Here is a 15,201-nt window from a genome sequence, read left to right on the forward strand (position 1 = left end):
GCTTCGCGAGATGCGCTGGTGGGACATCGAGCCGGTGCTGGCGCTGGAGCGGGAGCTGTTTCCCGACGACGCCTGGTCGGCCGGCATGTTCTGGTCCGAGCTCGCCCACGCGCGCGGCCCGCACTCCACCCGCCGCTACGTGGTGGCCGAGTCCCCCGACGGCCGGCTCGTCGGATACGCCGGGCTCGCGGCGGCCGGCGGGCTCGGCGACGTACAGACCATCGCCGTCGCCCGCGACCAGTGGGGGACCGGGCTCGGGGCGCGGCTCCTGACCGAACTGCTGCGGCACGCCACCGCCTTCGAGTGCGACGAGGTGCTCCTCGAAGTGCGCGTGGACAACACCCGCGCCCAGAAGCTGTACGAGCGCTTCGGCTTCGAACCGATCGGCTTCCGCCGCGCTTACTACCAGCCGGGCAACATCGACGCGCTGGTGATGCGCCTGACCGTACAAGGAACTGAGAGTGATGGCTGACGAACCCCTCGTCCTCGGCATCGAGACCTCCTGCGACGAGACCGGCGTCGGCATCGTCCGGGGCACGACCCTGCTCGCGGACGCCGTCGCGTCGAGCGTGGACGCGCACGCGCGGTACGGCGGCGTGGTGCCCGAGATCGCCTCCCGCGCCCACCTGGAGGCGATGGTTCCGACCATCGAGCGCGCCCTGGAGCAGGCGGGCGTCTCCGCCCGCGACCTCGACGGCATCGCGGTCACGGCGGGCCCGGGCCTCGCGGGCGCGCTGCTCGTCGGCGTCTCGGCGGCCAAGGCGTACGCGTACGCGCTGGGCAAGCCGCTGTACGGCGTGAACCACCTGGCCTCGCACATCTGCGTCGACCAGCTGGAGCACGGGCCGCTGCCCGAGCCGACGATGGCGCTGCTCGTCTCCGGTGGCCATTCGTCGCTGCTGCTCGCCCCGGACATCACCTCCGACGTCCGCCCGATGGGCGCGACGATCGACGACGCGGCGGGCGAGGCGTTCGACAAGATCGCGCGCGTGCTGGACCTCGGCTTCCCGGGCGGGCCGGTGATCGACCGGCTGGCGAAGGAGGGCGACCCGACGGCGATCGCGTTCCCGCGCGGCCTGAGCGGGCCGCGCGACCCGGCGTACGACTTCTCCTTCTCGGGCCTGAAGACGGCGGTCGCCCGCTGGATCGAGGCCAAGCGCGCCGCGGGCGAGGAGGTGCCGGTCCGGGACGTGGCGGCGTCCTTCCAGGAGGCCGTCGTCGACGTCCTGACCCGCAAGGCCGTACGCGCCTGCAAGGACGAGGGCGTCGACCACCTGATGATCGGCGGCGGTGTGGCGGCCAACTCGCGGCTGCGCGCGCTGGCCGAGGAGCGGTGCGAGCGGGCCGGCATCCGGCTGCGCGTGCCCCGGCCGGGCCTGTGCACGGACAACGGCGCGATGGTCGCGGCGCTCGGCGCCGAGATGGTCGCCCGCAACCGGCCGGCCTCCGACCTGGAGCTGCCCGCCGACTCCTCGCTGCCGGTGACCGAGCCCCACGTGCCCGGGAACGGCCACAGCCATGACCATGTGCACGAGATCAGCAAGGACAACCTCTACTCATGACCGCGGTCACCCTGATGTGGGAGGCCCGCGCCGCCGAGGGCCGGGGCCCAGAGCTCCTGGCGTGGGCGCGGGCGGCCGGGCTCGCCGTCGTACCGCGGCGCCGGGAGACCTTCACGGCGCCGGGTGACCGGGTCCTCGTCCTGACGTGGTGGGACGCGCCGTACGACGCGGACCTGCCCGAACTGCCCGAGCCGCCGGCGGACCTGGTGACGCGGCCGGTGCACCGCTGGCGGTTCACGTCCCACGGGACGGACTGACACGGTCACGGCCTGACGGAACCTCCGGCCTGATTCAGCCGTCAAGCAGGACGCAGCTGACGATCAGGTGTTCGGACGTGAGGTTCCAGGGTGGGGAAGTACATCGCGCGCGCGGCGGCGTTGGCCGCGGCGTTGCTCATATCGGGCTGTACGGCGTCGGATTCCGGTTCCGCCACGGAGCCGGGGCCGGCGCCGAGCACGACCGCCGCCGCGCCGCCGCGCCAGGCTCCGGACGCCTCGAGCTCCTCGGAGGCCGCGTACGCGAAGTGGGGCCTGAAGCCCTTCCCTGCGCCCCCGGCCCCGCCGAAGGTCAAGCCGGTGCGGACGGGCGCGGGCGGCCCCGTACCCGTCATCAGCGAGATACCGACCAACGACAAGGTCGTCTTCCTCACCTTCGACGACGGTGCCGAGAAGGATCCCGAGTTCGTCGAGATGATGCGGGAGCTGAAGGTCCCCTTCACGATGTTCCTGACGGACGCGGCCATACGCGACGACTACGCGTACTTCACGCGCCTGCGCGACCTCGGCGGCGGCACGGGCGTCGCCAACCACACGCTCACCCACCCCAACCTCCGCACCCTCGGCGCCGCCGCGCAGCAGCGCGAGATCTGCGGCCAGCAGGACAAGCTCGAGCGGACCTACGGCACCGCGCCGCGCCTCTTCCGCCCGCCCTACGGCAACTGGAACGAGGACACCCGCGCGGCCGCCGCGCGGTGCGGCGTCGAGGCCATCGTGCTGTGGCGCGAGTCGATGCAGATCACCAACATGCAGTACCAGCGCGGCGACCGGAAGCTCCACCCCGGCGACATCGTCCTCGCCCACTTCCGCGGCCCGCAGGACCTCAAGGGCACCTCGATGACCGAGATGACGGCGAACATGCTGCGCCGCATCCAGGAGCAGGGCTTCACGGTCGCCCGCCTGGAGGACTACGTCTGACGCAGGGTGCCGTGCCGCACGCGTGATCACGGTCGCTAGCCTCGGAGCATGTCTCCACGCCGCCCCTTGCCCCCGCCCCCTCCGCCCGCGCACCTGCGCACCTGGCCCCACCGCGAGGCGCTGCTCGCCGACCGGAACCGGGCCATGGGGGAGCTGACGTGGCGCATCCTGGGCGGCAGGCGGCTGGTGCTGTTCCTGCTGACGCTGGCGGCCCTGCAGGCGGGCTGGCTGGCGGTCGGCGGATCCCTGATGTCGGTGACCGACGGCATGGTGGACCCGCTCACGGCGGTGGCGGGCGCCCTGGGCGTCTGCGTGGGCCTCGCCGTCGTGATCCCGGCGGTCTTCGCCGTGGCCTTCGCCGTCCGCCGTGACCACGCGGCGCGCGAACTGCTCGTCCAGTGGGCCGCCTTGGACACCGACCCGCCGCGCGACGCCGCCTTCCGGGTGCCGGTGCTGAGCCTGGTCTGGTTCCTGCTCGCCTTCGCGCTGTGCGCCCCGGGCCTGTGGCTCTGCTTCGCGGTCCCCGCCTCGGCCCGCCCGGGCACCACGACGTACGCCGAGGTCGCCGCCCTCATGGGCGTCGGCCTCATCCTGTGGGTGCACGGCCTGATCGCCCTGACCAAGGCGGTGGGCCACTACCGCTGGGCGGTACGGCTCGGGGCGCGCCGCCCGGAGCCCGTGCGCTGAAGCGACTTAGGGCCTGATCCGAAAGGCAGGCCCTACGCGGGGCGCCCGATCAGCATCGTCGGCGCTCCCGCGACCCGGGTCAGGAAGACCGTCGCCGCGTTCGGGCCCTTCGGCTTCAGCTTGCGGCGGAGCTCCTCCGGTTCGACCGCCGAGCCGCGCTTCTTGACCGTCAGGTTGCCCACCTCCCGTTCGCGCAGGAGGGACTTGAGCTTCTTGACGTTGAAGGGGAGCCGGTCGGTGATCTCGTACGCGGTGGCGTACGGCGTCGGGCGCAGCTCGTCCGCCGTGATGTAGGCGATCGTCTCGTCGAGCAGCCCGCCGTCGAGCTCCTCGGCGACCTCCGCGACCAGGTGGGCGCGGATGACCGCGCCGTCGGGCTCGTACAGGAAGCGGCCGACCTCGCGGACCGGCGGGTTGGGCAGGCCGCGGCCGGTGAGGGTGTGCGGGCCCGGGAGGAGCGTGGCGGTGACCGCGCCGGGTCGGGTGCCGAACCAGAGGACGGCCTCCTTCACGTCGCCGCCGTCCGAGATCCACTCCGCCTCGGCCTCCGGCGGCACCGTCTCGTGCGGGATGCCGGGGGCGATCTTCAGCGCGGCGCGCGGCGCCTCGAGTGCCGTGCCGACGGCCCAGGACAGGGGCGGCGAGTACGCCTCGGGGTCGAACACGCGGCCCCGGCCGCCGCGCCGGGCCGGGTCCACGAAGACCGCGTCGTACGCGGAGGTGTCGACCTCCGTGACGTCCGCGCAGCGCACCTCGATCAGGTCGGCCAGGTCCAGCGCCTCGGCGTTCGCGCGGGCGGTTTCGGCGGTCAGCGGGTCCCGGTCGACGGCCAGGACCCGGATCCCGGCGCGGGCCAGCGCGATCGCGTCGCCGCCGATGCCGCAGCACAGGTCCGCGACGCCGCGTACGCCCAGCTCCCGGAAGCGCGCCGCGCGGTGGGCGCCGACGGATGCCCGGGTCGACTGCTCGACGCCGTTCGGCGTGAAGTACATCCGGTACGCGTCCGACGCGCCGAACTTCGCCACCGCCCGCTGCCGCAGCCGGGCCTGCGCGAGCGCCGCCGTGACCAGGTCGGCGGGGTGGTCCCGGCGCAGCCGGGAGGCGACGGCGAGCTCCTGGGACGGGTCGTAGTCGCGCAGGGCGGCCAGCAGGGCCTGGCCCTCGTCGGTGAGGAGCGCGGAGAAGGCGGCGAGATCGGTCACCCGCCCCATTGTGGGCCAGGTGGGCGATGGTGCGCGCGGGGCGGCGGTGTCGCCCGGGCGGCGAGGCACGGCGCTGACAGGATGCGGCGCCATGCAGCTAGTACGACAAACAGAACAAATGCCGTCGGCCGCGAGGGGGAGGCGGCCCCGCCGCGCCGCCGCCGTGCTCGCCGCTCTCCTCCTCGCCGCACTCGCCGCCTGCGGTGACGCCGACCCCGGGCGGGACGTCGCCCCCGCCGGCAAGCAGCCCGAGCCGCAGCAGGGTGCCGCCGCCGCGGCCGCCGGTCCGGCCGGCGCGCTGGCCGCGTACGTCGAGAGGGTCAAGCGCGCGCAGGCCGCCCGCGCCGTCGCCGCCCGCAAGTGGGGGCTGAAGCTCACGCCGCTGGCCGCGCCGCCGCCGCCCACGGCCGCCGAGAAGCCGAAGATCACCTTCCGTAAGGGCTTCGGCGTGGGCGACCCCACCCTGCCGCCCGTCTTCACGACCGTCCCCACCAAGGAGCGGATCGTGTTCCTCACCATCGACGACGGCGCCGAGAAGGACCCCGAGCTGGTGCGGATGATGGACGAACTCGACATCCCGTACAGCGCGTTCCTCAGCGACTACCTGGTCAGGGAGGACTACGGCTACTTCGCGAAGATGCAGAGGACCGGCGTCGCCCTGCACAACCACACCCTCAACCACCGCTACATGCCCGCCCTCTCCTACGCGGAGCAGAAGCGCGAGATCTGCGGCCAGCAGGACGTCATCGAGAAGCGCTACGGCACGCGCCCGCCGCTCTTCCGCCCGCCGTACGGCAACTACAACGCCGACACCCTGCGCGCCGCCCGGTCCTGCGGCGTCAAGGCCGTGCCCCTGTGGTCGGCCGAGGCGTTCCCCGACCACATGGAGTGGCGCGAGTGGGACCGGGACCTGCACCCCGGCGACATCATCCTCACGCACTTCCGGGGCCGGGAGGACTGGAAGGGCAGCATGCCGGACATGATCCGGTACGTCATGAACGTCGTGACGGCGAAGGGCTACGCCGTCGCGAAGCTCGAGGACTACGTATGAGGGTCGTCCGGGGGCTTTTGGGGGCGTACGGAAAACGCCGCGCCGTCGTGAATTGGCACTCCGCTTGACCGAGTGCTAACCGCGGTCATAGTCTCGGCTCTGGCACTCCCCACCGGAGAGTGCCAACACAGCGACGGGCAGGTCCGGCACCCGCGACGACGGATCCACCTGGTCGCCACCTCAGACAGTTAACCCCGTGAGATCTCCGAAGGGGGAGGTCGGATCGTGACGACCACCAGCTCCAAGGTTGCCATCAAGCCGCTCGAGGACCGTGTCGTGGTCCAGCCGCTCGACGCCGAGCAGACCACGGCCTCTGGCCTGGTCATCCCGGACACCGCGAAGGAGAAGCCCCAGGAGGGCGTCGTCCTCGCCGTGGGCCCGGGCCGCTTCGAGAACGGCGAGCGCCTGCCGCTCGACGTCAAGACCGGCGACATCGTGCTGTACAGCAAGTACGGCGGCACCGAGGTGAAGTACAACAACGAGGAGTACCTCGTCCTCTCGGCTCGCGACGTGCTCGCGATCGTCGAGAAGTAATTCACCCCGCTTCACCCGAAGCAGAGATGCTTTGAGCTGCGCCCCTGGCCGCCCCACTGACTTCACAGTGCCGGGCGACAAGGGGCGCGGTTCGTTCGAGAGGACTGACTCAGCCCATGGCGAAGATCCTGAAGTTCGACGAGGACGCCCGTCGCGCCCTCGAGCGTGGCGTCAACAAGCTCGCTGACACCGTCAAGGTGACCATCGGCCCCAAGGGCCGCAACGTCGTCATCGACAAGAAGTTCGGCGCGCCCACCATCACCAACGACGGTGTCACGATCGCCCGCGAGGTCGAGCTCGACGACCCGTACGAGAACCTCGGTGCCCAGCTGGTGAAGGAGGTGGCGACCAAGACCAACGACATCGCGGGTGACGGCACCACCACCGCCACCGTGCTGGCCCAGGCGCTGGTCCGCGAGGGCCTGCGCAACGTCGCCGCCGGCGCCTCCCCGGCCGCCCTGAAGAAGGGCATCGACGCCGCGGTCAAGGCCGTCTCCGACGAGCTGCTCGCCACCGCGCGCCCGATCGACGACAAGGCCGACATCGCCGCCGTGGCCGCGCTCTCCGCGCAGGACCAGCAGGTCGGCGAGCTCATCGCCGAGGCGATGGACAAGGTCGGCAAGGACGGTGTCATCACCGTCGAGGAGTCCAACACCTTCGGCCTGGAGCTCGACTTCACCGAGGGCATGGCCTTCGACAAGGGCTACCTGTCCCCGTACATGGTGACCGACCAGGAGCGTATGGAGGCCGTCCTCGACGACCCGTACATCCTGATCCACCAGGGCAAGATCTCCGCGATCGCCGACCTGCTGCCGCTCCTCGAGAAGATCATCCAGGCCGGCTCCTCCAAGCCGCTGCTGATCATCGCCGAGGACGTCGAGGGCGAGGCCCTGTCCACGCTGGTCGTCAACAAGATCCGCGGCACCTTCAACGCGGTCGCGGTCAAGGCCCCCGGCTTCGGCGACCGCCGCAAGGCGATGCTCGGCGACATGGCCGCCCTCACCGGCGCCACCGTCGTCGCCGAGGAGGTCGGCCTCAAGCTCGACCAGGTCGGCCTGGACGTGCTCGGCACCGCTCGCCGCGTGACCGTCACCAAGGACGACACCACCATCGTCGACGGTGGCGGCAAGTCCGAGGACGTCACCGGCCGCGTGGCGCAGATCAAGGCCGAGATCGAGAGCACCGACTCCGACTGGGACCGCGAGAAGCTCCAGGAGCGCCTCGCGAAGCTGGCCGGCGGCGTGTGCGTCATCCGCGTCGGCGCCGCCACCGAGGTGGAGCTGAAGGAGCGCAAGCACCGTCTGGAGGACGCCATCTCCGCGACCCGCGCCGCGGTCGAGGAGGGCATCGTCTCCGGTGGTGGCTCCGCTCTGGTCCACGCCGTCAAGGTGCTCGACGGCAACCTCGACAAGACCGGCGACGAGGCCACCGGTGTCGCGGTCGTCCGCCGCGCCGCGGTCGAGCCGCTGCGCTGGATCGCCGAGAACGCGGGCCTCGAGGGCTACGTCATCACCGCGAAGGTGGCGGAGCTCGACAAGGGCCAGGGCTTCAACGCCGCGACCGGCGAGTACGGCGACCTGGTGAAGGCCGGCGTCATCGACCCGGTCAAGGTCACGCGCTCCGCGCTGGAGAACGCCGCGTCGATCGCCTCCCTCCTCCTGACCACCGAGACGCTCGTGGTCGAGAAGAAGGAAGAGGAGCCGGCGGACGCGGGCCACGGCCACAGCCACGGCCACTCCCACTGAGCCGCTCGTAGCAGTACGCAGTACTGAAGTACGCCAGAGGCCCGGTGCCCCCGTCGCGGGGGCACCGGGCCTCGGTGTTGTGCGCGCTGTTCCGCTACGCCGACCTGGTCAGCTGCGAGGGGCGCACGGGATCGGCGAACGGCGCGCCCGTCGCGTACCGCTCCAGCTCGTCCAGCGCCTGGTCCGCCATCCGGTGCAGCTCGTTGCCGAGCGACCCGGCCACATGGGGTGTGAGCAGGACGTTCTCCAGCTCGTACAGCGGCGAGTCCGGCGGCGGAAGCTCCGGGTCCGTCACGTCCAGGACGGCGCGCAGGCGGCCGGAGCGCAGGTGCGCGAGGAGCGCCTCCTCGTCGACGAGCGAGCCGCGCGAGGTGTTGATCAGCGTCGCCCCGTCCGGCATGGCCGCCAGCTGGCGCGGCCCGATCATCCGGTACGTCGACGGCAACTGCGGCGCGTGGACGGAGACGACCGACGCGCGGGCGCACAACTCGTCCAGCTCCACCGGCTCCACGCCGAGCCCCGCCGCCTCGGCGGCGTTCACGTACGGGTCGTACAGCAGGACCCGCAGGTCGAAGGGGCGCAGCAACTCGATCACGCGGCGGCCGATGCGCGAGGCGCCGACGATGCCGACGGTGCGGCGGTAGTTGCCGGCGGTGGCGAGCTCCTGGTGCCAGTCGTGCGCGGCGCGCAGCTGCGCGTACCGCCGGGCCGAGGGCAGGACGTGCTTGCCGGCGAGGAGGATCGCGGCGAGCGTGTACTCGGCGACGGGCAGCGCGTTGGCCGCGGCGGCCGAGGTGACGGCGATGCCGCGCGCCCAGCACGCGTCGGTGACGTGGTGCTTGACCGAGCCGGCGGCGTGGACGACGGCGCGCAGGCGCGGGGCCCGGTCGAGGACGGCGGCCGTGAGCGGGGTGGCGCCCCAGCAGGTGAGGAGGACTTCGGCCTCGGCGAGCGCGGCCGCGATACGGGGGGTGGGCGCGGTCAGGTCGTGGGCGACGAGGTGCGGGTCGGTGCGCGACAGGGCGGCGAGGCGGGCCCGGTGCGCGTCGGTGAGCAGGCGGTCGGCGATGCCGGGGCCCATCGCGAGGAGGAGGGCGGGCCGGTCGGGGGAGGGGCGGTTGCCCGAGGGCCGATTGTCAGTGGCGTGGTGCATGGTGGAAACCGAGCTCCTCACTTGACGCTGCCGGCGGTCAGACCGGCTTTCCAGTGGCGTTGGAGGGAGACGAACGCAACGACCAGGGGGACGACGGCGAGCAGGGAGCCGGTGACGACGAGGGGGTAGAAGTCCGGTTCGGCATGGGCGTTGCTGTTCCATGCGTACAGGCCGAGGCTCAGCGGGAAGAGCTTCTGGTCCGAGAGCATCACCAGGGGGAGGAAGAAGTTGTTCCAGATGGCGGTGAACTGGAAGAGGAAGACGGTCACGAAGCCCGGCATCACCATGCGCAGCCCGATGGACCAGAAGGCGCGCAGCTCGCCGGCGCCGTCGATACGGGCGGCCTCCAGCGCCTCGCCGGGTATGTAGCCGGCGCTGAAGACGCGCGAGAGGTAGACGCCGAAGGGGTTGACCAGCACCGGGATCAGCACCGCCCAGTAGGTGTTGACGATGCCGGTCTCGCTGGCGAGCAGGTACATGGGCAGGGCGAGCGCGGTGGTGGGGACGAGCACGCCCAGCAGGACGAGGCCGAAGAGCTTCTCCTTGCCCCGGAAGTCGTACTTGTCGAAGGCGTAGCCGGCGGCGACGCAGATCAGCGAGCAGGCGAGGGCCCCGCCGCCCGCGTACAGCAGGCTGTTGAGGTACCAGCGGAAGTAGACGCCGTCGCCGTACGCGGCGAGGCGGGTGAGGTTGCCGGCGAGGTCGAAGCCCTCGAAGGAGAGGGCGTCCCCGCCGAGCAGTCCGCCCGCGTCCTTGGTGGCGGCGGTGACCAGCCAGGCGAGGGGGAAGAGCATGTAGGCGGTGGCCAGCAGCAGGACGCCGTTGACGGCGGTACGGGACAGCCAGCGGTTCGGCGGCCCCGGGCGGGTGGTCGCGGTCATGCGTGCTTCTCCTTGCGGCGACGGCCGGTGAGGCGGGTGACGGCGAAGGACAGCAGCGCGGCGGTGAGCGCGAGGAGGACGGAAGCGGCGGCGGCGAGCCCGTAGTCGTTGCGGTCGAAGGCCGCGGAGTACGCGTACATGTTGGGCGTCCAGGTGGAGGTGACGGCGGAGCCCGTGCCCTTGTTGAGGATCAGCGGCTCGGTGAACAGCTGGAGCGAACCGATGAGGGTGAACAGCGCGACCATGGTCAGCGACGCGCGGATCAGCGGGAGTTTGATGCTGAACGCCACGCGCCAGGCACCGGCGCCGTCGACCGTCGCCGCCTCCAGGACGGAGCGGTCGATGGCCTGGAGGGCCGCGTAGAAGATCACCATGTTGTAGCCGAGCCATTCCCACAGCGCGATGTTGACGACGGAGGGGAGGGCGCCTTCGGGGGAGAAGAAGTCGAAGCCGATCCCGCCGGACTCCATGGCCTTCACGACCGGGCTGAGCTGGGGCGTGTAGAGGTAGACCCAGATCAGCGCGGCGATGATGCCGGGCACGGCGTGCGGCAGGAAGAGCGCGAGCTGGAAGAAGCGGCGGGCGCGGGCGAGCGCCGAGTCGAGCAGCAGGGCGAGGGTGAGGGCGCCGCCGAGCAGCAGCGGAAGGTAGAACAGGCAGTATCCGAGCAGCACGCCGAAGCCCTCCAGGAAGGCCCGGTCGGCGAGCGCGGCGGCGTAGTTGTCGAGCCCGGTGAAGACGGTCTCGGTGCCGCCGAAGCCCAGCCCGGACTGCTTCTCGCTGAACAGGCTCAGCCAGACCGCGTATCCGACCGGCACCACCATCACGGCGGTGAACAGCGTGAAGAAGGGGGCCAGGAGGACGGCCGCGGCACCGTGACGGGCACGGGTTCCGCCGGCGCGCGTGACGCGGGCCTTCATCGGCTCAGCCCTCGACCGTCAGGCCGCGCTTGGTCAGCTCGGCGACCGTCGCGTCGTGCCCGGCCTTCACGGCGTCGGCGAGGGTGACGCCGCCGCTCGCGACCTTGCCGAACCGGTCCTTGATGGCGGTGTTGGTGGTGCCGGTGGCCGGACCCCAGGCCCAGTGCGGGCTGATGGAGGCGCCGGCCTGCTCGAACAGCTGGTAGATGTCCTGGCCGCCGTAGAAACCGGCGTCGAACGACCGCTTGGCGACCGGGCGCAGGGCGGTGGCGGCCGGGAAGGCACTGGAGGTGCCGGAGGAGATCCGGGCCGTGACGCCCTCCTCGGTGGTGGCCATCCACTTCGCGAACTCGACCGCCGCCTCGGTCTTCTTGCTGCCCTTGGTCACGGCGAAGGTCGAGCCGCCGAGCATGCCGCTGGCGGGCTTGCCGTCCCAGCTGGGCATCGGGGCGACGGCCCACTTGCCGCTCTGCTCGGGCAGGGTGCCCTTGAGGACGCCCGCGCCCCAGGAGGCGCCGAGGTAGCCGAGGGTGGTGCCGTTCTTGAGGGAGCCGGTCCACTCGGGGCTGAACGAGGCGTTGTTGTGGACGAGGCCGGCGTCGAGGAGGCCCTGCCAGTAGGCGGTGACCTTGGTGGTGGCCGCGTCACGGGTGTCGATCTTCCAGGTGTCGTCCTCGGCCTTGAACCACTGGGCGCCGGCCTGCCAGGCCATCGCCTGGAAGGTGCTCGGGTCGTCGGGGAAGAAGGTGGCGATCCTGGCCTTGGCGTCGGCCTTCTTGACCTTCTCGGCCGCCGCCTTGAACTCGTCCCACGTCGTGGGCACGGCGACGCCGTACTTCGCGAAGAGGTCCTTGCGGTAGTAGAAGGCCTGCGGCGCGGCGTCGAAGGGCACGGCCCAGGTCCTGCCGCCGAGGGTGGTGAGGTCGACGGCCTGCGGCAGCAGCTTCTTCTTCTCCTCCTCGGAGAAGTGCGCGCCGATGTCCTGGAGCGAGCCCTGGCTGACGAACTCGGGGAGCGAGGGGTACTCGATGGAGACGAGGTCCGGGGCGTTGCCGGCCTTCACCGCGTTGGAGATCTTGGCGTAGCCGCCGGCGTTGCCCGAGGGGATCTCCTCGAACGTCACCTGGATGTCCTTGTGCGAGGCGTTGAAGGCGTCGACGACCTCCTTCGACCCCTTGGCCCAGCCCCAGAAGGTGAGGGTCACGGGCTTGCCGTCGGCCCCCGGGGCCGACGCTTCGTCAGCGCCGCCGCCGCACGCCGTGAGGACGGCGAGGGCGGTGGCGGTGACGGTGGCGGCTATGGCGGCGGACGTTCTCCGGCTGCGGCTCATGGCGGGGCTCCAGCTTCGTACGAAGGGCGACAGGGACGGACCTCGTGGCCGAGATACTTGAGCCCCTCTTGAGCGAAGTCAAGAGCGAAAGATTGTTTGATCGAAAAAAGATCAGATCGGTTTCGGTTCCTCAGCCGCCGCGGACGCACCGCACGAGGCCCGTACGCGCAGTCTCGGCAGCAGCGCCAGATGCCGCCGCGGCTCCTCCTCGCCGTCCCCGGCCCCGGCCGCAGCTCCCGCGAGCCGCTCCAGCAGCAGCTCGGTGGCGAGCCGCCCCACCTGGCGCTTGGGCGGCGCCACGGCGGTCAGCGGCGTATCGGCGAGCGCCGCGACCTCGTCGTCGTACGCGATCAGCGCCAGGTCCTCCGGCACCCGTACGCCCAGCTCCGCGAGGTGCTGCACCATCTGGATGGCGTCCACGTCGTTGTGCACCAGCGCCGCCGTGGCGGCGCCCGACGCCACCGCCTCCGACAGCGCCCGCACCGCCTCCTCGAACCCCTCCGGGTCCAGCTCCGCCGGCACCGAGTCGATCACCGGGCCGGGGCCGGTCAGGCCCAGCGCGCCCAGCGCCTCCGCGTACCCGGCGCGCACCGCGAGCGCCGTCGGGCTGTCCGCCCGGGCCACCAGCAGCGGCGCCCCGTGCCCGAGCCCGACCAGGTGCCGTACGGCGAGCACCACCCCGTGCCGGTGGTCCGACGACACCCGGTCCAGGGCGTCCAGCGGCGAACCCGGCGTGGCCCGCCGCTCCAGCAGCACCGCCGGGACCGGCAGCTCGGCGATCCAGTCGCTGTGCTCGGCCTGGTCGCCCGGCGCCCGCCAGCCCGGCGCGATCAGCAGCCCCTCGGCGCCGGCCGCCAGCAGGCCCTCGGTGCGCGCGCGGTCGTCCTCCGGCCGGTAGTCCGAGATCCGCAGGATCAGCCGCGCCCCGGCCCGGGCGGCCGCCTCGCGCGCCCCGCGGATGATCTCCGCGAAGTAGTACGTCGCCGACGGCGCGAGCAGCCCCAGCACCGGGCCGCCGTCCTGCCCCGGCCCCTCGGGGCCGGACTGCCGCTCGGGCCAGGACACCTGGCCGTGCACCCGGTCCAGCAGCCCCTTGGCCGCCAGCGCCTCCACGTCCCGGCGCGCGGTGACGGGGGAGACGCCCAGCTGCGCGGCCAGGTCCGACACCCGGGCCGTGCCCCGCTCCCGTACCAGGGCCAGCAGCCGGTCATGACGTTCAACAGCACTCTCGCGCACGCGGAAGTCCCCCTTGAGGTGTGGTGGCCCTTCAGACCCTAGTCCAGCTGATCGAAACGCGGGAAGTTTCGATCATTCGGTCAGAAACAGCGCCGTCCGAGCGCAGGCCCCATGACCGGCCGCTCGACACCGACCCCTCGGCCGGGCTCGCGACCGGCTGGGCGACCGCGGCCTACTTCGGCCCGTACTTGCGCCCCGCCCGCGAGCTCACGCCACCGAGCAGGCCGCGCGGCGCCAGCTTCACCACACCCATCAGCGCCTTGTACCGCGGGTCCGGGATGGACAGCGTCTTGCCGCGCGCCAGGTCCGCCAGCGCCTCCCGCACCAGCTTGTCGGCGTCCAGCCACATCCAGCCCGGGATGTTGTCCGTCCCCATCCCGGCCCGCTGGTGGAACTCGGTCCGCACGAACCCCGGGCACAGCGCCATCAACCGCACCCCGCTGCCCGCCAGATCGCGCGCCGCGCCCTGCGTGAACTGCACGACCCACGCCTTCGACGCCCCGTACGTGCCCCGCGGCACGAAGGCGGCCACCGACGCGACGTTCACCACGCCGCCCCGGCCCCGCTCGCGCATCGCCCCGGTCGCCGCCGCCGTGAGCCGCAGTACCGCCTCGCAGTGGACCGTGAGCATCTTCAGCTCGTCGGCCATCGACACCTCGAGGAACCGGCCCTTGTTGCCGAACCCGGCGTTGTTGACCAGCAGGTCCACCGGCCGCTTCGGGTCGGAGAGGCGGGCCTCCACGGCCGCGATGCCCTCCTCCGTCGACAGGTCCGCGGCCAGCACCTCCGCCTCGACACCGTGCCGGTCGTGCAGCTCGGTCGCCTGTTCCCGAAGCCGCTTCACATCGCGCGCCACCAGCACCACGTCGCGGCCATCCGCCGCCAGCCGCCGCGCGAAGGCGGCCCCGATTCCCGCCGTCGCGCCCGTAATCAGTGCAGTCGTCATACGGGCACGTTAGTGCCCGCAGGTGACGTGTTCGTACGCACGTACTTGACCGCCGCCTCGCGGAGCTCCGGGTCGAGCGCGTCCCCGGCCGCCAGGACCCCCGGCAGCAACTCGCGCCGCACGGTGGAGGCCTGGAAGGCGAGCGCCACGGTGACGTCGTGGTCCGGCCGGTGCACCACCTCCACCGGGTCCCCGGCGCGGATCTCGCCCGGCGCGACGACCCGGAGGTACGCGCCCGGAGCGCCCTGCTCCGTGAACCGCTTGACCCAGCCCTTCTCGTCGAGCCAGCTCGCGAACGTACGGCACGGGATGCGCGCCGACGCCACCTCCAGGACCAGGTCGGGACCGATCCGCCAGCGCTCCCCGATCAGCGCGCCGCTCACGTCGAGGCCCGAGGTGGTCAGGTTCTCGCCGAACGCGCCGTTGGCCACGGGGCGGCCCAGCACGCCCTCCCAGTGGTCGAGGTCCTCGCGCGCGAACGCGTACACCGCCTGGTGCGTCCCGCCGTGGTGGCGCAGGTCGCAGACCGCGTCCCCGGCCAGGCCGCTCGCGCCCTCGCCCTTGGGCCCGGGGTCCGACACGCGCACCGGGCCCTCGGCGGGCCGCTTGTCGATCCCGGTGGTCCCGCTCGGGGCGTCGGTGTACTCGACGGCTTTCGGCCGCCCCACGTTCACGGTCAGAATCCTCATGGCCCGGCAGGCTAATCCGCACCCCCCAAAGTGGCCACTCGATATTGCGCCGAATATCCAAGCAAGCCTTAT

At 72.1% G+C, this 15,201-nt stretch carries 16 protein-coding genes; 8 read left to right on the forward strand and 8 right to left on the reverse strand.

What is annotated here, in order from left to right; all coding sequences use genetic code 11:
• Window positions 1–10 precede the first annotated feature (10 nt).
• The 5 genes from rimI (at window position 11) to ACIRNI_RS08715 (ending at window position 3,442) form a co-directional block, all read left to right on the forward strand.
• On the forward strand, window positions 11–472 hold the full coding sequence (gene rimI, locus ACIRNI_RS08695; RefSeq protein ID WP_355354123.1) for a ribosomal protein S18-alanine N-acetyltransferase: 462 nt from the start codon (window positions 11–13) through the stop codon (window positions 470–472).
• Window positions 465–1,562, forward strand: a complete 1,098-nt coding sequence (gene tsaD / locus ACIRNI_RS08700) for a tRNA (adenosine(37)-N6)-threonylcarbamoyltransferase complex transferase subunit TsaD (RefSeq protein ID WP_355354058.1) — start codon at window positions 465–467, stop codon at window positions 1,560–1,562. The genes rimI and tsaD overlap by 8 nt, the downstream gene beginning before the upstream one ends.
• The gene (locus ACIRNI_RS08705; RefSeq protein ID WP_403549548.1) at window positions 1,559–1,819 is read left to right on the forward strand and encodes a hypothetical protein; all 261 of its coding nucleotides are present in this window, start codon (window positions 1,559–1,561) and stop codon (window positions 1,817–1,819) included. Before tsaD ends, ACIRNI_RS08705 begins: the two co-directional genes overlap by 4 nt.
• A 90-nt stretch (window positions 1,820–1,909) precedes the next feature.
• Window positions 1,910–2,755 (forward strand): polysaccharide deacetylase family protein, encoded by an 846-nt coding sequence (locus tag ACIRNI_RS08710; protein WP_403549550.1) that lies wholly within the window; start codon window positions 1,910–1,912, stop codon window positions 2,753–2,755.
• Window positions 2,756–2,803: 48 nt separating this feature from the next.
• Complete coding sequence (locus ACIRNI_RS08715; protein ID WP_403549552.1) at window positions 2,804–3,442, forward strand: hypothetical protein; 639 nt, start codon at window positions 2,804–2,806, stop codon at window positions 3,440–3,442.
• A 32-nt stretch (window positions 3,443–3,474) separates the two neighbouring features.
• Here the strand turns inward: ACIRNI_RS08715 and ACIRNI_RS08720 are convergent, their stop codons facing one another.
• Window positions 3,475–4,653: a methyltransferase domain-containing protein gene (locus ACIRNI_RS08720; protein ID WP_403549883.1), complete on the reverse strand. Its 1,179-nt coding sequence runs from the start codon at window positions 4,651–4,653 to the stop codon at window positions 3,475–3,477.
• Window positions 4,654–4,762: 109 nt separating this feature from the next.
• Here ACIRNI_RS08720 and ACIRNI_RS08725 point away from each other — a divergent pair, with 109 nt between their 5' ends.
• From ACIRNI_RS08725 to groL, 3 genes are all read left to right on the forward strand, one after another.
• Window positions 4,763–5,695, forward strand: a complete 933-nt coding sequence (locus ACIRNI_RS08725; RefSeq protein WP_403549554.1) for a polysaccharide deacetylase family protein — start codon at window positions 4,763–4,765, stop codon at window positions 5,693–5,695.
• Window positions 5,696–5,920: 225 nt separating this feature from the next.
• Window positions 5,921–6,229, forward strand: coding sequence for a co-chaperone GroES (gene groES, locus ACIRNI_RS08730; protein WP_355354073.1), 309 nt, complete (start codon window positions 5,921–5,923; stop codon window positions 6,227–6,229).
• A gap of 116 nt (window positions 6,230–6,345) precedes the next feature.
• Window positions 6,346–7,974, forward strand: a complete 1,629-nt coding sequence (gene groL / locus ACIRNI_RS08735; protein ID WP_403549556.1) for a chaperonin GroEL — start codon at window positions 6,346–6,348, stop codon at window positions 7,972–7,974.
• A gap of 94 nt (window positions 7,975–8,068) precedes the next feature.
• Here the strand turns inward: groL and ACIRNI_RS08740 are convergent, their stop codons facing one another.
• From ACIRNI_RS08740 to ACIRNI_RS08770, 7 genes are all read right to left on the reverse strand, one after another.
• A complete protein-coding gene (locus ACIRNI_RS08740; RefSeq protein ID WP_403549558.1) occupies window positions 8,069–9,127 on the reverse strand; it encodes a hydroxyacid dehydrogenase in 1,059 nt (352 codons plus the stop codon).
• A gap of 17 nt (window positions 9,128–9,144) precedes the next feature.
• Window positions 9,145–10,008 carry a carbohydrate ABC transporter permease gene (locus ACIRNI_RS08745; RefSeq protein WP_403549560.1) on the reverse strand — a complete coding sequence of 288 codons (864 nt, stop codon included), beginning with the start codon at window positions 10,006–10,008 and terminating at the stop codon, window positions 9,145–9,147.
• The gene (locus ACIRNI_RS08750; RefSeq protein ID WP_403549562.1) at window positions 10,005–10,928 is read right to left on the reverse strand and encodes a carbohydrate ABC transporter permease; all 924 of its coding nucleotides are present in this window, start codon (window positions 10,926–10,928) and stop codon (window positions 10,005–10,007) included. Before ACIRNI_RS08750 ends, ACIRNI_RS08745 begins: the two co-directional genes overlap by 4 nt.
• 4 nt (window positions 10,929–10,932) lie before the next feature.
• Window positions 10,933–12,258, reverse strand: coding sequence for an ABC transporter substrate-binding protein (locus ACIRNI_RS08755; RefSeq protein WP_403549564.1), 1,326 nt, complete (start codon window positions 12,256–12,258; stop codon window positions 10,933–10,935).
• Between the two features lie 111 nt (window positions 12,259–12,369).
• Window positions 12,370–13,494, reverse strand: a complete 1,125-nt coding sequence (locus tag ACIRNI_RS08760; RefSeq protein WP_403549566.1) for a substrate-binding domain-containing protein — start codon at window positions 13,492–13,494, stop codon at window positions 12,370–12,372.
• A gap of 172 nt (window positions 13,495–13,666) precedes the next feature.
• A complete protein-coding gene (locus ACIRNI_RS08765) occupies window positions 13,667–14,440 on the reverse strand; it encodes an SDR family NAD(P)-dependent oxidoreductase (RefSeq protein ID WP_403549568.1) in 774 nt (257 codons plus the stop codon).
• Window positions 14,437–15,129 carry an MOSC domain-containing protein gene (locus ACIRNI_RS08770; RefSeq protein ID WP_403549570.1) on the reverse strand — a complete coding sequence of 231 codons (693 nt, stop codon included), beginning with the start codon at window positions 15,127–15,129 and terminating at the stop codon, window positions 14,437–14,439. Before ACIRNI_RS08770 ends, ACIRNI_RS08765 begins: the two co-directional genes overlap by 4 nt.
• Between the last annotated feature and the right edge of the window lie 72 nt (window positions 15,130–15,201).

The sequence above is a fragment of the Streptomyces sp. NPDC093546 genome, from assembly GCF_044765045.1.
In the GTDB taxonomy this organism is placed as follows: domain Bacteria; phylum Actinomycetota; class Actinomycetes; order Streptomycetales; family Streptomycetaceae; genus Streptomyces.